Origin of the sequence: Vibrio sp. T11.5, from assembly GCF_027587155.1 — a bacterium.
Taxonomy (GTDB): Bacteria; Pseudomonadota; Gammaproteobacteria; order Enterobacterales; family Vibrionaceae; genus Vibrio; species Vibrio neptunius.
The window spans coordinates 46312-64065 of record NZ_JAPPTP010000023.1 but is presented as its reverse complement, the minus strand read 5'-3'; the positions used below and the strand labels follow the sequence as shown (position 1 = coordinate 64065).

General features: G+C 46.4%; 12 protein-coding genes and 1 tRNA gene. 5 read left to right on the top strand and 8 right to left on the bottom strand.

What is annotated here, in order from left to right:
• The first annotated feature begins 61 nt into the window (after positions 1–61).
• Positions 62–152, top strand: a tRNA-Ser gene (locus OH455_RS18880).
• A 185-nt stretch (positions 153–337) separates the two neighbouring features.
• Here OH455_RS18880 and add read toward each other — a convergent pair.
• The 5 genes from add to glnA all read right to left on the bottom strand — a co-directional run bounded on the left by add (position 338) and on the right by glnA (position 8330).
• On the bottom strand, positions 338–1342 hold the full coding sequence (gene add / locus OH455_RS18875; protein WP_269982418.1) for an adenosine deaminase: 1005 nt from the start codon (positions 1340–1342) through the stop codon (positions 338–340).
• A gap of 98 nt (positions 1343–1440) precedes the next feature.
• The gene (locus OH455_RS18870) at positions 1441–3981 is read right to left on the bottom strand and encodes an EAL domain-containing protein (protein WP_269982417.1); all 2541 of its coding nucleotides are present in this window, start codon (positions 3979–3981) and stop codon (positions 1441–1443) included.
• 155 nt (positions 3982–4136) lie between these two features.
• Positions 4137–5543, bottom strand: coding sequence for a nitrogen regulation protein NR(I) (glnG, locus tag OH455_RS18865; RefSeq protein WP_269982416.1), 1407 nt, complete (start codon positions 5541–5543; stop codon positions 4137–4139).
• A gap of 39 nt (positions 5544–5582) precedes the next feature.
• Positions 5583–6629: a nitrogen regulation protein NR(II) gene (glnL, locus tag OH455_RS18860; RefSeq protein WP_269982415.1), complete on the bottom strand. Its 1047-nt coding sequence runs from the start codon at positions 6627–6629 to the stop codon at positions 5583–5585.
• A gap of 291 nt (positions 6630–6920) precedes the next feature.
• Positions 6921–8330 (bottom strand): glutamate--ammonia ligase, encoded by a 1410-nt coding sequence (gene glnA / locus OH455_RS18855; protein WP_206375592.1) that lies wholly within the window; start codon positions 8328–8330, stop codon positions 6921–6923.
• Positions 8331–8819: 489 nt separating this feature from the next.
• On the opposite strand from glnA, the gene typA reads away from it, so the two are divergent.
• Positions 8820–10649 carry a translational GTPase TypA gene (gene typA / locus OH455_RS18850; protein WP_045977944.1) on the top strand — a complete coding sequence of 610 codons (1830 nt, stop codon included), beginning with the start codon at positions 8820–8822 and terminating at the stop codon, positions 10647–10649.
• A gap of 167 nt (positions 10650–10816) precedes the next feature.
• On the opposite strand, the gene OH455_RS18845 is transcribed toward typA, so the two are convergent.
• Entirely contained in the window at positions 10817–11458 is a 642-nt protein-coding gene (locus OH455_RS18845) for a DUF2959 domain-containing protein (protein ID WP_269982414.1), read from the bottom strand.
• Positions 11459–11493: 35 nt separating this feature from the next.
• On the opposite strand from OH455_RS18845, the gene OH455_RS18840 reads away from it, so the two are divergent.
• From OH455_RS18840 to OH455_RS18830, 3 genes are read left to right on the top strand one after another with little or no spacing between them, the layout of a single operon-like run.
• A complete protein-coding gene (locus tag OH455_RS18840; RefSeq protein WP_443088609.1) occupies positions 11494–12435 on the top strand; it encodes a virulence factor BrkB family protein in 942 nt (313 codons plus the stop codon).
• A complete protein-coding gene (gene dtd, locus OH455_RS18835; protein ID WP_269982412.1) occupies positions 12407–12841 on the top strand; it encodes a D-aminoacyl-tRNA deacylase in 435 nt (144 codons plus the stop codon). The genes OH455_RS18840 and dtd overlap by 29 nt, the downstream gene beginning before the upstream one ends.
• Before the next feature lie 57 nt (positions 12842–12898).
• Positions 12899–13840 (top strand): bifunctional GNAT family N-acetyltransferase/hotdog fold thioesterase, encoded by a 942-nt coding sequence (locus tag OH455_RS18830; protein ID WP_206371534.1) that lies wholly within the window; start codon positions 12899–12901, stop codon positions 13838–13840.
• On the opposite strand, the gene OH455_RS18825 is transcribed toward OH455_RS18830, so the two are convergent.
• Both OH455_RS18825 and pckA read right to left on the bottom strand, forming a co-directional pair.
• Positions 13792–15750 carry an AsmA family protein gene (locus OH455_RS18825; protein ID WP_269982411.1) on the bottom strand — a complete coding sequence of 653 codons (1959 nt, stop codon included), beginning with the start codon at positions 15748–15750 and terminating at the stop codon, positions 13792–13794. The two genes, OH455_RS18830 and OH455_RS18825, sit on opposite strands and share 49 nt — an antisense overlap.
• Positions 15751–15862: 112 nt before the next feature.
• A complete protein-coding gene (gene pckA, locus OH455_RS18820) occupies positions 15863–17494 on the bottom strand; it encodes a phosphoenolpyruvate carboxykinase (ATP) (RefSeq protein ID WP_269982410.1) in 1632 nt (543 codons plus the stop codon).
• Between the last annotated feature and the right edge of the window lie 260 nt (positions 17495–17754).

The window sequence follows — 17754 nt, the reverse complement described above, 5'->3', positions numbered from 1 at the left end:
TCGTTACTCGTAATACGTGTAACTACATCATCAGTGTACTAATCTGGCGATGACAATTTGTGGAGAGATGGCTGAGTGGTTGAAAGCACCGGTCTTGAAAACCGGCATACGTTAATAGCGTATCTAGGGTTCAAATCCCTATCTCTCCGCCACTATTAAGAAAGCCCGTTGCTAGCGCAACGGGCTTTTTGCATTTCTAGTATTAAAACAAACACTATTTAGCTTTGATAAAGGGCAGCTTTGGAAACCTAAAAACTGAACTTATTACCTCTATATCTTGCTGCTGAAGATACAAAAAAGCCGACACATCATGTCGGCCAAAAAGCGAGTAAAAAGATTAAGGGCGGTTGGCGACTTTATTCTTAAGTTCTTGCTTCTCTGCATCCGAGATGAATGCCAGCTCTAAGCCATTGTTCTGTGCCTGACGAATGTCTTCTTGTGACAGGCCCGCTTGCGGTGCAGCAACTTCGTATTCGTATGGTAGCTCAATACCTTCCACTGCTGGGTCATCGGTGTTTAGACAGGCGAGTACACCGTGATCAAGGAATTGTTTGATCGGGTGGTTGGTGAGTGATTCTACCGTACTGGTCTGGAAGTTAGAGGTTAGACAAGACTCAATACCAATACGGTTTTCTGCGAGGTAATCCATCAGTTTAGGATCGTGAATCGCTTTGACACCATGGCCAATACGAGTGGCTCCTAGCTCTTGAATTGCTTGCCACATGCTTTCAGCGCCGGCAGCTTCACCTGCATGAACAGTGACATTTAGACCCGCATCTTTGACTTGAGTGAAATGTTTCACAAAGCGATCGCCTGGCTGACCTAATTCATCTCCTGCTAAGTCAACAGCAACGATTTTATCTCGTTGGGTCAGAATCGCATCTAACTCTTGCTGACATGCGTCTGTACCGAATGTACGACTCATAATACCAATTAGGTTAGCTTTGATACCAAAATCACGAATACCAGCTTCCACACCATCGACAACTGCTTCAACCACACCAGCCACAGGCAGTTTGTGTTTCATCGCCATGTAGTAAGGTGAGAAGCGAAGTTCAGCGTAATCAATTTGTGCATTCAATGCATCTTCAACGTTTTCGTAAGCAACGCGGCGACAGGCATCCAGATCACCAAGAACAGATACTCCCCAATCTAATTTAGATAGGAACGCGACAAGAGACGGCTCTGCTTCAACGATTTGAACATGCGGCGTTAGTGACTCAACATCGTACGCTGGCAGGGCAATACCAAATTTCTGGCCAAGTTCTAAAATTGTTTTGGTGCGAATATTTCCGTCAAGGTGACGGTGCAAATCTGTAAGTGGTATGTTCTTGGTTATCATTATAGTAATTCCGATTGTCTGAATTGAGCTAAGTATAAGAATCAATGCCAGAAGTGTCAGTAACAAATGCTCGCAAAACCGACCAAGAGTGATGTTATTTACTTCATGTTAACCAGATTTGTTGGCCACTCGTCAAACGGAACTGGTCGGCTAAACAAGTACCCTTGCCCCTGAGGACAATTGAGAGAAGTCAGCATTTGCGCCTGCTCTGATGTTTCTATACCTTCAGCGACCAAATCAACTTTCATACCACGAGTCATGTTGATGATGGCAGCAACAATGGAAGTATCTAGATTCTCTCTTTCCATCTTTTGCACGAAAGTTCGATCTATCTTCAGGCAGTCGAATGGTAGCTTGTGCAAATACGCCAGTGAGCTGTAGCCCGTACCAAAATCGTCAATGGCGATATGAATACCCAGATCGCGAATAGTCTGCATGTTTTTGACGATGACGGGATCATTATCGACAATCCTTGACTCTGTGATTTCTAAAGTCAGGTTGCCAGCGCGTAAACCTGACGAAGAAAGTACCGAGCGCAGTGAATCTATGAGGTTTGGCTGAGAAAGCTGATTGACTGACAAATTGACATGCAGATGGAAGTCTTCGTCCCATTTGCCTTCTTCCATGCCTTTCACGGTATCATTACAGGCTTGGGTAAGTATTTGCTCACCGATAGAGCCAATTAACCCGCTTTCTTCTGCAATAGGAATAAAGTCGAGTGGTGAGATGAGGCCTGAAGCGGGAGATAGCCAGCGAGCGAGTGCTTCTGCGCCAATAATAGCGCCCGTATTGAGGTCGACAATTGGTTGGTAAAATGGCACAAATTCTTTGTGCTCAAGGGCATCCTTGATTTTGGCTTGCATTAAGGTGCGCCTACGAGAAATGTCCGCCATTTCTGGTTTGTAGTGGCTAACTTGATTGAGATCTTGTTTGGCTGTGCTTAATGCGATACTTCCGTTACGCAGCCATAGTGTCATATTACTGTGTTTGCTCTCGGTCACGACACCGATCGATACGTTGACGACTACACTGTCCTGTTCCATTACAAAAGGAGCGGCAAACATTTGTTGAACTCTGTGTGTTGCAAAAGTGATTTGCTCTTTGCTGAGAGGTTCGGTGAAATAAACCGCAAACTCGTCACCACCTATTCTAGCCATGTAACAATCATCATCAAATAAGGCCTTTAACCTCTCTGCGATGATGATGAGCAACTGATCTCCTTTGTAATGCCCCAAACTGTCATTGATATCACGGAATTTGTTGATCCCAATGAGCATCAGACAGCCGTTTATTTTGGGTAAGGTATCACATGTCTCGATCAAACCTTCTCGGCTATACAGTCTAGTCAGAGAATCAAATAGCAACTGAGAGCGCAGCGCACGAAAAGACGCTTTGAGGTTATTAGCCATTTCGTTGAAGGCAAATACCAACATGTTGGTTTCGTAGATAAACCCGGGCTGTGGCATCGTGCTATCCCAATCGCCTCTAGCTAAGTGCTTGGCTGCTGCAACGGTAGAGGTGATCGGTTTTACAACTCGATTAAAAGCGAGTAAACCAATCAGAATGCCTATAAAGCTCGCGATGATGCCTATTACCCAACTGTCGCGCTGACTCTCTGGCAATTGGCCAAGCAGCTCTGATTCTGAAATTGCGATGCCAATGTACCATTGGAGACCGAAATCATCAGTGTAAGGTGTGATGTGATTAAAATATCGCTCACCATTAATCTCTAAGTTAAAGCGATTAATGTTCGGTGATGTGTGATAGTGCTGGGCAAATGCAAATTCGGCACTGGCTTTTATCACAGGGCTAGAACTTTCAGTCGCTAATAGGCGTTGGCCTTTGTCGCTCAGTGGTGTTCCCCAAGAAACGACACTTCCACCAGTGGAGTGGGCAACCAACCGCTGCTCTTGATCAAACAAGTAGAGCGTAGCACGGGTTTTCTCTTGCTGTTTTTTAAGGAAGGTATTGAAGGTATTAATTCTAACATCAGTAACAACGACTCCCTGAAAGCGCTGATCTTGAAAGACGGGGGTTAACGCCGATAAAGTGATTTCCTGACGTTCGTCAGCGTTAGCGTAAATGGATGACCACATAGGCGAAAGACTGTCTGCGACTGGTGCATACCATGGGCGAATACGTGGGTCATAACCTTCAAATACTGAGCGAATATCATTACTGACAACTTGCCCACGATAAATGACCAACTTCTGCTCTGTACGGTCATCCTGAATCATCAAGGTATATCCTTGGTCTGCTTCTTTGCGAAATCCAACGTATTCACCACCTTCACCTCCGAAGCCGATGACATCGAGTTGTGGGATAGAGTGATAGAGACCTTGGAAACTGGTGAGAAGAAAGTGTTGTATGACAGAGGTGTTCCCTTTCTCATACAGTTGATTAAAGCCAATGTTGTGACTGAGAGCTAAACTGGCCTGAAGTGGGCGAGTTAAGAAATCATTCAGTTCTAGGGTGACATTATCTGTCAGTGCGGTGAGCTGCTTGTCACTGATGTCTCGCACCATTTCTTCATAGCTGCGTTTTTGTAAAGTAACGATGACCCCGATTGTTAAGATAAAAATCATTACAAAAGGTAGAACGACCGCGGTTCTCAATGTAATTTGTGTAGTTGCCGACATGCTGTCCTTACGTACTTGAAACTAAAATCCGTATTAGCGAGTTTGAGTCTGCAAGCCAACAGCCATAGTGCACTGATGCTGACCCATAAAGCCTTAAATGCCTATCAATTGTACAATGCGACCGACTTTATGGAATAAGTTAATTGAGTCAGCGGTTAATAAAGCTCTTTTAGTTTTCTGGTCAAAGTGTTTCTACCCCAACCAAGAACTTTGGCTGCATCTTGCTTGTGGCCATTGGTATGTTCCAAGGCCGCTTCCAAAAGTATACGTTCAAATTCTGGAAGTGCGTAGGTGAGCAATTCAGTATCCCCTTGGGACAATGACTGCCTAGCCCAACTGGACAGTTGTTGTTGCCAGCTCACATCAGCATCAAAGTTGTTGACGTTGGATCTCTCCTCCAATAACTCTGCGGGTAGGTCTGCAGGAAGAATTTCACTCCCGCTTGCCATCACGGTGAGCCAACGGCAAACATTTTCTAACTGCCTAACGTTACCGGGCCAGTTAAGTCTGTTGAGCACTTCAATGGTTGAAGGATGAAGGGTTTTGATATCTACACCAAGCTCTTCTGAGGCCAAGGCAAGAAAATGTAAGGTGAGTTTTTCTATGTCTTGTTTGCGCTCACGCAATGCTGGAATGTGAACTCGTATGACGTTAAGGCGATGGAATAAATCTTCACGGAAATCACCTTGGTGAACCAGCTTTTCGAGATTTTGGTGGGTTGCAGCGACAATACGTACATCTACTCTGATTGGAGAGTGGCCACCGACACGATAAAACTGGCCGTCGGCAAGCACTCGTAGCAATCGCGTTTGAATATCGAGCGGCATATCGCCAATTTCGTCGAGGAACAATGTGCCACCATTGGCCTGCTCAAACCGTCCTTGTCTGATGCTGTTGGCACCAGTAAATGCCCCTTTTTCATGTCCAAACAATTCTGACTCAATCAGGTCTTTGGGAATCGCAGCCATATTTAGTGCGATGAAGGGTTTACTTGCTCTCGGGCTGTGACGATGTAAGGCGTGAGCGACCAATTCTTTACCTGTCCCTGATTCACCATTAATCAAGACAGAAATTGAAGAGCGAGATAGGCGGCCGATAGCGCGGAAGACTTCCTGCATCGCTGGTGCTTCACCAATAATCTCCGGTGCACTGTGGTTGTTGGGATCAGCATTTGCCTGCTCGCGTTTCTGTTCCTGGCCATGTGCAATGGCACGTTCGACTAAGGTTAGCGTTTCATCGACGTCAAATGGCTTTGGCAGGTATTCGAACGCCCCTTTTTGATAGGCATTGACCGCGGCATCCAGATCAGAGTGCGCTGTCATGATGATCACTGGTAAGTCTGGTGAGCGTTCATTAACTTGTTTGAGTAGCTCTATCCCATCAATACCCGGCATACGAATGTCGGACACCAGTACGTCCGGTGTTTCGCGCTCCAGTGCCAGTAGAACGCTTTCTGCGTCAGAAAACGTATCGCATTTTATATTTGCTGATGAAAGGGTTTTCTCCATGACCCAGCGTATCGAGCTGTCATCATCTACTACCCAAACGTATCCTTTACTCATAACAAACTTATCCTTTCAGCAATGCCACTAACGTAAAATTTAAATTGGCAGATATATGGTGAATGTGGTTCTGCCAGGCCAGCTCTCGACATCAATTTTTCCCTGGTGCTGGTCTATCAGGTTTTGAGCAATAGACAATCCCAATCCTGTCCCCCCCTCTCTCCCGCTGACCATTGGATAGAAAAGGGTGTCTTGTAACTCTGCGGGGATCCCCGGTCCGTTGTCGATGATCTCCACCCGTGCCGCTAATTTGCAGCGCTGGCCATGAATATTGGTTTGATGCACCGTTCTGGTACGAATGATGATATTGCCATTGTTCTGTTTTTGCAGAATCTGGCCAGCATTGCTGACAATATTCAAAAGCGCTTGCTCAATCTGATCCGAATCCATCAAGAACTCTGGCAAACTAGGGTCGTAATCGCGCTCAATCGTGATGGACTGACTAACTTCGAGTTCGACTAACTGTCGCACTTTTTCCAGAATCAGATGGAGATTTTCCTGTTGCTTCCTACCCGGCTTTTGTGGTCCAAGTAGGCGGTCGACTAAGGAGCGTAGTCGGTCTGCCTGTTCGATGATGATTTGAGTGTATTCCATCAGAGATTGATCAGGCAGCATACGTTCGAGTAACTGAGCCGCGCCGCGCAAACCACCCAGTGGGTTTTTAATTTCATGAGCAAGACCGCGAACCAGCAGTTTGGCCGCTTGTTGTTGAGCGTGCTGATTGAGTTCTTGCGAGAGGCGACGTTGCTGGCCAATTTTGCGCATTTCGACCAGTAGCATCAGCTCTTTTTGCCAAGAAATCGGGCTGACGGTCACTTCAAGCATTAAGGGTTTACCATCGACGACAAAAGTCACATCGCTGTCGGTGATGCTTTGGCCGCTTTGTAACGGTTGAGACAATAAGGCGAGATCCATAGAAGCGTGTTGGATGAGCTTTGACAACGGCTGGTCAACGATACGTTTAGCGCTTTGTGAAAACAGCTGCTCTGCGGCTGGGTTGGCGTAACGAACCTGAAGCGATTCGTTCATGATCATCACGGAGGTGACCTGATGATTGAGTATTAGGTTATCGAGTTCGCTGCTCACTGTCGTCCCTCATCCTTGACCTTAAAATGTGCAATGCACCAATTTGGTGCGCTTACATTCCAAGTATGGCGCAATAACTCATGCAGAAGAAGTGAAAAGTCCAGATATCATAGGCTTTTCAACATCGTTGCCGTTAATTGCACCGTTATGAAGGGTAACGATGCAATAAGCTTGCCGAGCGTAAAGCTCTGAATAAAAAAGATTTTAAGTGAAGTGTCACTGATGCCTAAGACATAAAAAAGGCTCACCAAAAAGGTGAGCCTCGAAGTAAGGGTTTAATCGATTGAGCGATTAAACAGAGTAGTAAAGTTCAAACTCAAGTGGGTGAGTCGTCATGTTTACTTGCTCAACGTCTTGAGACTTAAGGCCGATGTAAGAATCGATAAAGTCGTCAGAGAACACACCGCCTGCTGTTAGGAACTCACGGTCTGCATCTAGTGAATCTAGTGCATCTTTTAGTGAATAAGCGACGGTTGGGATTTCAGCTGCTTCTTCCGCTGGTAGATCATACAAGTCTTTATCCATTGCTTCACCCGGGTGAATCTTGTTCTTAATACCGTCAAGACCAGCCATTAGCATTGCTGCAAAACATAGGTATGGGTTAGCCGAAGGATCACCGAAGCGAACTTCGATACGACGTGCTTTCGGGCTTGGTACCACAGGGATACGAATAGAAGCACTGCGGTTACGAGCAGAGTACGCCAGCATTACAGGCGCTTCGAAGCCCGGAACAAGACGCTTGTATGAGTTAGTTGATGCGTTCGCGAATGCGTTGATTGCGCGAGCGTGCTTGATGATACCGCCGATGTAATATAGAGCTGTTTCAGACAGGCCGCCGTACTTATCACCCGCGAATAGGTTAACGCCATCTTTAGCGAGAGATTGGTGAACGTGCATACCAGATCCGTTGTCACCAACTAGTGGTTTAGGCATAAAGGTTGCTGTCTTACCAAATGCGTGAGCAACGTTATGAACCACGTATTTGTAGATTTGGATTTCGTCTGCTTTCGAAGTCAGTGTGTTGAAACGAGTAGCGATTTCGTTCTGACCTGCAGTCGCTACTTCGTGGTGGTGAGCTTCTACGACTAGACCCATTTCTTCCATGATTAGACACATAGCAGAACGGATGTCTTGAGATGAATCGACAGGAGCCACTGGGAAGTAACCACCTTTCACGCCTGGACGGTGGCCTTTGTTGCCTTCTTCGTAATCAGAACCTGTGTTCCATGCAGCTTCTACGTCGTCGATCTTAAAGAAAGACCCAGACATATCAGTCGCGAACTTTACGTCGTCGAATAGGAAGAATTCTGGCTCAGGACCGATAAGTACGGTATCTGCAACACCTGTAGAGCGCATGTAATCTTCAGCACGTTTGGCGATAGAGCGAGGATCGCGATCGTAGCCTTGCATGGTTGCAGGCTCAAGGATGTCACAACGGATGTTCAGTGTTGCATCTTCTGTGAATGGGTCAAGTACAGCGGATGATGCGTCTGGCATCATAACCATGTCTGACTCGTTGATGCCTTTCCAGCCAGCAACTGAAGAACCATCGAACATCTTACCTTCTTCGAAGAAGTCTGCATCGATCTGGTGAGCAGGAATTGAGATGTGCTGCTCTTTACCTTTTGTATCGGTAAAGCGTAGGTCAACAAACTTAACTTCGTTTTCTTGGATCAGCGATAGAACGTTTTCAACTGACATCTTGGATAACCTCCAGTGTTATTAAAGCGGTGTTAGCTCGATTGGTGAACAAATCCAGCATTGATTAATTTCATTTCAATCGTATTAATCGATGCTGATATCAATAAAGCCAAAACCATGCCAAAAAATTTATTCCATTAATTTCAATAAATTAGTGGTTTCGCTATCATTTTGGTGCACCAGCTTGCACCAAAATGACCTTTAATTGCACTCTATTGGTGCAGAGCTTTCAAGGTGCACCAATATGAAACAAAAGCGTATTCCATTCAGCCGCCATTCGCCACCTATGTCAATGCACAATTTTGCATATTCAGAGCGATATTGTGTTCGATCAAAGCATATTCTTCAGAAAACCAACGTATCAGATCACATATTTCTGGGTTTTTCGCTAAAATCTGGTACATTATGGCCGTTTTTTTAATCAAGTAAGCTCGCTTCATTCATCGACCATGTTTGAAGCGAGCTTCTACTATCGAGTGAATCAAATCCATGGCTACTCCACAGATTGATAAATTGAGAAATATCGCGATCATCGCGCACGTTGACCACGGTAAAACAACACTGGTTGATAAACTGCTACAGCAATCAGGCACTTTAGAGTCTCGCGGTGAAGCTGAAGAGCGAGTCATGGACTCGAACGACATCGAAAAAGAGCGTGGCATTACCATCCTTGCTAAAAACACAGCAATTAACTGGAATGACTACCGCATCAACATCGTAGATACTCCGGGACACGCGGACTTCGGTGGTGAAGTTGAGCGTATCATGTCAATGGTAGACTCAGTGCTGCTGATTGTTGACGCTGTTGATGGCCCTATGCCGCAAACACGTTTCGTAACTCAAAAAGCGTTTGCTCACGGTCTTAAACCAATTGTTGTTATCAACAAGATTGACCGTCCTGGCGCTCGTCCTGACTGGGTTATGGATCAAGTATTCGACCTATTCGACAACCTAGGTGCCACTGATGAACAGCTAGACTTCAAAGTGGTTTACGCATCAGCGCTTAACGGTTGGGCTTCTCTAGAAGAAGGCGCAACTGGCGAAGATATGGAGCCGCTATTCGAAACCATCGTTGAAGAAGTGACAGCACCGCAAGTTGACCTAGACGGTCCACTACAGATGCAAGTTTCTCAGCTAGATTACAGCTCTTACGTCGGTGTTATCGGTGTTGCTCGTGTCACTCGTGGTAGCGTTAAGCCTAACCAACAAGTCACTGTTATCGGTGCGGATGGTAAGACTCGCAACGGTAAAGTCGGCACAGTAATGGGCTACCTAGGCCTTGAACGTCACGAAGTTGACCAAGCTAACGCAGGTGACATCGTTGCAATCACAGGTCTTGGTGAGCTAAAAATTTCTGACACTATCTGTGCACAAAACCAAGTAGAAGCGTTGCCAGCACTTTCTGTCGATGAGCCAACGGTAACCATGACCTTCCAAGTAAACACGTCTCCGTTTGCTGGTAAAGAAGGTAAATTCGTAACGTCACGCAACATCCTTGAACGCCTAGAAAAAGAACTCGTACACAACGTAGCATTACGCGTTGAGCAACTAGATGATCCAGACAAGTTCCGCGTATCAGGCCGTGGTGAACTTCACCTATCTATCCTGATCGAAAACATGCGTCGTGAAGGTTTCGAGCTAGCGGTATCCCGTCCTGAAGTTATCATCAAAGAAGAAGATGGTCAGCTAATGGAACCGTACGAAACGGTAACTATCGACGTGATGGAAGAGCACCAAGGCGGCATCATGGAGAACATCGGCTTACGTAAAGGTGAGCTGACTGATATGTCTCCAGATGGCAAAGGCCGTGTACGTATGGATTTCATCATGCCATCTCGTGGTCTGATTGGTTTCCAAACTGAATTCATGACGCTAACGTCGGGTTCTGGTCTTCTTTACCATACGTTTGATCACTACGGCCCTCACAAAGGCGGTGAGATCGGTCAACGTATCAACGGCGTATTGATTTCTAACGGTATGGGTAAAGCGCTAACCAACGCACTATTCAACCTACAAGAGCGTGGTCGTATGTTCATCGGTCACGGTGTTGAAGTTTACGAAGGTATGGTTGTTGGTATCCACAGCCGTGATAACGACCTAACAGTAAACGTACTGAAAGGTAAACAGCTAACCAACGTTCGTGCCTCTGGTACTGATGATGCGCAGGTTCTTACTCCACCAATTATCATGACTCTTGAGCAAGCACTTGAGTTCATCGATGATGATGAGCTAGTAGAAGTAACGCCTGAAAGTATCCGTGTTCGTAAGAAGTTCCTAACGGAAAGCGATCGTAAGCGTGAAGCGCGTAACGCTAAGTAATTTCACTTAATCGTTATCTAAGCTTTAAAGCCCTGAGTTGATATCAACTCAGGGCTTTTTGTTATTCGCAACAGTAAAAGAACGCGTAGCTTTTTTTCGTCAGCTAACAGCTATGGTCGCTGAGGCCACAAACGAAAACAACCTCGCTTGGTAGAGGCGTCAAACTGTTACTTTTGATTGAGCTTTTGCAGGAATTTATCTGATTCTGCTATGGCTGTATTCATATCCTTGATCGCGTACTGGATATCTTGTTCCAAGTTGGCAAACTCGCCTTGCAGAGAACCAATCGCACTCGCGTTGAGGTTGTGTTTCAAGTACAGCGTATTGTCGCGCAATGTATTGAGTACAGGTGTCATCTTGTCTTCTGCACGCTTCATTGCGCTTAACATAGTGTTGTATGAACGCTGAGTCTGTTTGAGTTTCTGTTCACTTGCGCGTTTGAGCTTAGTGCTGGTATAGAGATCTAACTCGCTTTGCCATTCAGCAAACAATGCGTCTGACACATCTTCAATGGCTGCAATTCGGTCACTGACTTCTTGTGCTGCTTTTTCACTATCTTGGTACTTGTCGTTAATCTGGTTGTAGATGGTTTGCAGCTCGCCACCATCAAACTGAGTAAGTGCTGAGAGCGCTTCTAGTGCACTGGTGAACTCTTGTTGTGCTTCTTGCTGGGACTGTTTGGCATCTTCGACACGGTCTACCATGATGTCGCGTTTGTGATAGCCTACTTGTTCCATCGCTGAGTAATAAGCAGATTGACAGCCAGTGAGGGTAAAAATGGAGAGCATCAGCGCCAGTAAGTACGGCATGATTGTGTCCTTTCCTTTAAAATGATGATGTTAGGATGGCGGAGTTGATGAGGAGTTACAAGTTGAATATCGAGCAATTGAGCAAGCAAAGTCTGAACTTTGGGCGATATCTGCTCACCCGAATGGGGCATGACAGAGTGAACGTCAACGCGGGCTATCTGGCATATATCACCTTACTGTCGATTGTGCCTATGTTAACCGTGTTGTTATCTGTACTGTCTTCGTTTTCTGTATTCGCTAGCGCTGGGGATGTGATTCAAGATTTTGTCATTACCCATTTTGTGCCCGCAGCAGGGGATGCCGTTAAGCAAGCGCTACTCGAGTTTGTCGCTAATACGGGTAAAATGACCGCTGTGGGTGGTTTGTTCTTATTTGTCGCCGCTTTGATGCTGATCTCCAACATCGATAAGAACCTCAATTACATCTGGCGAGTGGAGCACAAACGGCGTGCCGTGTTTTCATTTTCTATGTACTGGATGGTGCTGACTCTGGGGCCGATCTTGGTTGGAGCGAGTATCGCCGCGACTTCTTATGTGACGTCATTAAAAATTATCGATAGCGAGGCCATTTCAGGGGCTTACGACTTTCTGCTGCGCTGGCTGCCTTTTTTACTGTCTTTCTTTGCGTTCATGGGTTTGTACATCTTGGTACCGAATAAGAAAGTCTATGTCTCTCATGCGGTAGTCGGAGCTATTGTTGCGGCATTGCTGTTTGAGGCAAGTAAAAAAGGCTTCGCGGCGTACATTACTCAATTTCCGTCCTATCAGTTAATTTATGGCGCGCTGGCTGCAATTCCGATTTTGTTTGTCTGGGTTTATTTGTGCTGGTTGATTGTTTTGATTGGTGCTGAGGTCACGGCGGCATTAGGTGAGCGAGAGCAGTGGAGTGACAACCAAGAAATGGTACACTCGACGGAAACGATCAAACAGCAGCAAGAAGGAAAGAGCAGTGATAGCGCTGATCCAAAGAGTAAGTGAAGCCGCAGTTCGCGTTGACGGTGAAGTAGTTGGTGAGATCGACCAAGGTCTACTTGTTCTACTGGGTGTAGAAAAGGACGATGATGAAGCTAAAGCGAAGCGATTGATGGAGCGTGTGACCACTTACCGAGTGTTTGGTGACGATGAAGGCAAGATGAACCTCAACGTGAAACAGGTCGAAGGTAAAGTGCTGGTGGTTTCCCAATTTACCTTGCCTGCCGATACCAAAAAAGGTACCCGTGCGGGTTTCTCACGTGGAGCGCATCCATTGGATGCTGAGCGTTTATACGATTACTTTGCAGACCAGTGCTCACAAGTGCTGCCGACAGAGCGAGGGCGCTTCGCAGCAGATATGAAAGTATCACTGGTCAATGACGGCCCAGTAACTTTCTGGTTACAGGTATAATTATAAAGATAGGCTAGAGGGGAAACGCTGAGTGTGTTTCCATGGAAAAGGAATTTTATGTTTAAGCTGATCACGCCAAAAACAGATAACCAACTCAATAAGTATTACCATTTTCGCTGGCAAATGCTGCGCGAACCTTGGCGCATGCCGCTAGGGTCTGAGCGTGATGAATATGATCCGATGAGCCACCATCGCATGATTGTCGATGGTCGTGGACGACCTATGGCAATCGGCCGACTTTACATCACTCCGGACAGCGAAGCGCAAATTCGTTATATGGCGGTGAAAGGCAATCGTCGTAGCAAAGGTATGGGCTCGCTGGTGCTGGTGGCACTGGAATCGCTTGCCCGACAGGAAGGGGCTAAGCGTCTGGTGTGTAATGCGCGTGAGGATGCCATTTCTTTCTACGAAAAGAACGGCTTTGAGCGGCGCGGTGAATTAACTGATGAACGTGGCCCTGTGCGTCACCAGCAAATGGTCAAAAAGCTCGACCCAATGGCTAATGTACTGCGTAAGCCCGAATGGTGTACTGAGCTGCAAGAGCGCTGGGAACATCAAATCCCTATCAGCGATAAGATGGGCATCAAGATCAATCAGTACACGGGTTACCAATTCGAATGCTGTTCTCAGCTCAACCCTAACCTCAACCCGCACAACACGATGTTCGCAGGGTCTGCCTTTACCCTTGCGACCCTGACAGGGTGGGGGATGACGTGGTTGTTGATGAAAGAGCGTGGTTTGAGTGGTGATATCGTTCTAGCTGACAGCCAGATTCGCTACCGTCATCCGGTGACGCAGAACCCAGTGGCTTCAACCTCGTTAGATGGGATCAGTGGAGACTTGGACCGCCTCGCTTCCGGTCGAAAAGCCCGTATTGTCATCCATGTCACTATTCACAGTGGCGATACGCAAGCGGTTGAGTTTGTTGGCACTTATATGCTGCTACCGAATTATAAGTCGATGCTGGATTTGCCTGCCTCTTCATCTTCTGAAGAGTGATTTGCTTCATTGGCGGGTGCGGTTGATTCAATCGGCTCGCCACACACATCTTGAATCACATTGGTCAGATTGAATATATCGGACCATAATCTCTGGCAGTTATGCTCGCTGGTAAAAATTAATGTGCCAAATTCAGGTTTGGTCATATCTAATGTCCCAGCTAGCTGTGCTTGTTGTCCCTTCGATGCAATTTTAATCCGGCCACGATCGGCTTGGAGTGTGATTTTATCTAATGGCCAGAGCTGCAGGTAGCTTTGATCGCCATCGACACTTTTTGCTTCCAGCGCACCATCATGCAGGTAGCCATTGAGCGTACCGCTCAGGCTATGCGCCAGCATCGAATAATCACCAGACAAGCCACTCATTTCCAGTTCGACTTCAGCTAGCCCGGCGAGCTTAAACGGTAATTGGGCTTGTAATAGCGGTTGATTGACCTGAAAACCATCGGCATGCAGTGACAGTTGCCATGGGGCACTGACAGATTGACGCTGCCATTGACCGCTTGCCTCGATATAGCCTTGATCTAGCGGGATAAAAGCGCGCTCTAAGGTAATGTTGCCCTGTTTGGCCGACGCTTTTAGCACCGCTTGGGTAGTCAGCAGCTGTTCGATACTGGCATTGTTGGCACTTATTTCCAGGCTGCCATCGTAAAGCCCGACTTGGTCGTCATGAATCAAAGTCAGCTCCTGTCCTTCGATATTGAGGCCAGATAACTGCCAGTAGGGAGGATGTTCGACTTGAATAAGTTGGGCATTTTCGATGTCGAGCTCAGCAATCTTAAGTGAGTGCAGAGGTTGTGACATTTGCGTAAGCGTACTCATCAGCTGATCGGTTTGCTCCAGCCATTTAACACCTGTTATGTTTAAGCGGTTAAGTGCAATGTTTTCTGGTGTCAGCGTGCCACTTAGTTGGACACGGCCTTGTTTGAAGTCAGTATCAAACTCATCTACTGAGATGCGATTTGGAGTGAAGCCCAGCTTGGCTGTCGGTGCGACAAACCTTAGTTGGTCGAAGTCCACACTCTCAGCATCAAACGAGATATAGCCTTGTTCTTGTTGCCACAAAGGGCGCTCGAGTGTGAGATTCTCTAAAGACGCATCGAGATGATTGAACTGCCACCCTGCGTAATGGACGTTGCTGCTGAGAAGGTCGAGGCTATTGATATGATAAATCGGTAGGTCGAGTGATTTAAGCCTTGAGAGTAATGTCTCTACAGAGCTATTGGGCGGTAAATCGAGCCTGCTGACGGTGACGTTGATCAACGACCATCCTTGGCTAAATTGTTCCGCTTGACCGGAAATTTCTGCGCCATGCCAGTTGAATGAAGCACCATAGATGGTACTGTTTTGTGCCTGATATTGCCCGTCGATCAGCAGGTTATCTAATGCTTCTCCTTTGATATACAGCTGCTTGGCTGACAGTTGAATGTCACCATAAGGCAGGTTTTGCTTTTGGTTGAGCCACTGAGGCTTTTTGACCTGAAGATTGACGTCTCTAGCTGACCAACCCGGCGCAGTAATGTCGACATGCTGCAGCGCCAGTTGCTGCAAGTTAATGGTATGCAGCAAGGGTGAATTTAGTTCGTTGATGTCTAGATTGGCACCTTCAATTAAGACAGAGTCAAATGAGGCTTGGTTGTTTTGCCACAGCGTTGGGCTCAACCAGACGGTCAGTTTGGGGATGAGAGTAGCTTTTGGCTCGGTGTTAATTTCAACATCTTCTAATGTTAGCTGGAAGGGAGGGGAGTATGACGCTTGCTGAGTTGTGATGGTATAAGGGGTCAGATTTTGTAGCATCACGTTGACCACTTTGCTCGCACAGTTGGTGTTAAGCAGAACAAACAGAGTCAGTAGCGGTAAGCTGATCAGGCTGACAATAGCAATAGCAGTCAGCAGCAGTGCTTTCTTCAAAATCTCGACCTTCCCTCGGAGTAGATGTAGCTAGCTTGGAACATTTTTGCTTTTCAGGCAACAAAAAGCCCCTCGAAAGAGGGGCTTAGCTAAGCAATTGGTGACGATATCACTAATCTAGTTGAGGGCCTGCTGCAACCAGTGATTTCCCTTCATCGTTATCCGTGTACTTGTCGAAGTTGTTGATGAAGCGCTGAGCCAGATCTTTGGCTTTGCTTTCCCACTGTAGTGGATCAGTGTAGGTATCACGTGGATCTAGGATGGCTGGATCGACGTCATGCAGCGCAGTCGGTACTTCCAGATTAAAGATTGGAATATGTTTCGTTTCTGCGTTCTCAATTGAACCATCGAGGATAGCATCGATGATACCACGGGTGTCTTGAATGGAAATACGCTTGCCACTGCCGTTCCAACCTGTGTTTACTAGGTACGCTTCAGCACCCGCCGCTTCCATACGTTTCACCAGCACCTCTGCGTACTTGGTTGGGTGTAGTGTCAGGAATGCCGCACCGAAACAAGCGGAGAAGGTTGGTGTTGGCTCTGTAATTCCACGCTCAGTACCAGCAAGTTTCGCGGTAAAGCCAGATAGGAAGTGGTACTTTGTTTGCTCTGGAGTCAGCTTGGAAACAGGAGGCAGCACGCCGAATGCATCCGCAGATAAGAAGATCACCTTGTTTGCGTGACCAGCTCTCGATACTGGCTTAACGATGTTCTCAATGTGCTCAATTGGGTAAGACACTCGAGTATTTTCTGTTTTTGAACCGTCATCGAAGTCAATCGAACCGTCACTGCGTACGGTTACGTTTTCAAGTAGCGCGTCACGACGAATCGCGTTATAGATGTCCGGTTCTGCTTCTTTCGAAAGCTTGATGGTTTTGGCGTAGCACCCACCTTCGAAATTGAAGATACCATCGTCATCCCAACCGTGCTCATCATCACCGATTAACTCACGCTTAGGGTCAGTTGAGAGTGTTGTCTTACCTGTGCCTGATAGGCCGAAGAAGACAGCAACATCACCATTTTCTTTGCACTTGTTTGCGCTACAGTGCATAGAGGCTATATCTTGCAGGGGAAGGAAGTAGTTCATCATCGCGAACATGCCTTTCTTCATTTCACCGCCATACCACGTGCCTCCGATCAACTGCATACGTTCAGTTAGGTTGAATACAGTAAAGTTCTCAGAGTTCAAGCCGTGCTCTTTCCATTTCTGGTTCGTGCACTTAGCACCATTCATCACTACAAAGTCAGGTTCGAATGTTGCCAACTCCTCTTCGCTAGGGCGTATGAACATGTTTTTGACGAAGTGTGCTTGCCATGCGACTTCAGTGATAACGCGAATACTTAGACGCGTATCTGGGTTAGCACCACAGTAACCGTCGATAACAAACACGCGTTTTCCAGAAAGTTGATTAGTGACCTGTTCTTTGAGGTCATTCCAGATTTCTTGAGTGATGGGCTTATTGTCGTTTTTAACCGCATCTGAAGACCACCACATGTGCTCTTCTGTTGTTGCGTCTTTAACGATGTACTTATCTTTTGGTGAGCGTCCAGTAAAGATACCCGTGTCCACGGCAACTGCGCCTAGTTCGGTGACTACACCCTTCTCGTAGCCTTCCAGATCTGCGCGTGTTTCTTCTTCGAACAGCATTTCGTAACTTGGGTTGCGGACAACCTCTTTTACGTTGTGAAGCCCGTGTTTGGTAAGATCAATTGTTGCAGCCTTTGCATGTTCCATAACGGTCATAGGTGCTCCTTGTAGGAATATTTTGTAGGGATTTTGTAATAATGTATTGGTTATTATCTGCTCACCATGCTAGCAACGGGTCTCTGTGAAAACAGGGATACAGCTCAAAAAAAATCCATGATTCCTGTATGGTTTTAGGCGACTCATCACATATTGGCTGGAGTAGTGTATCGTGCGCGCAAAGGATTGCGCTAGATCAAAAAGAATTATTAATTGAATAAAATTAAGTGGTTGCTTTATTACGTGAAAGTCCAATTTTT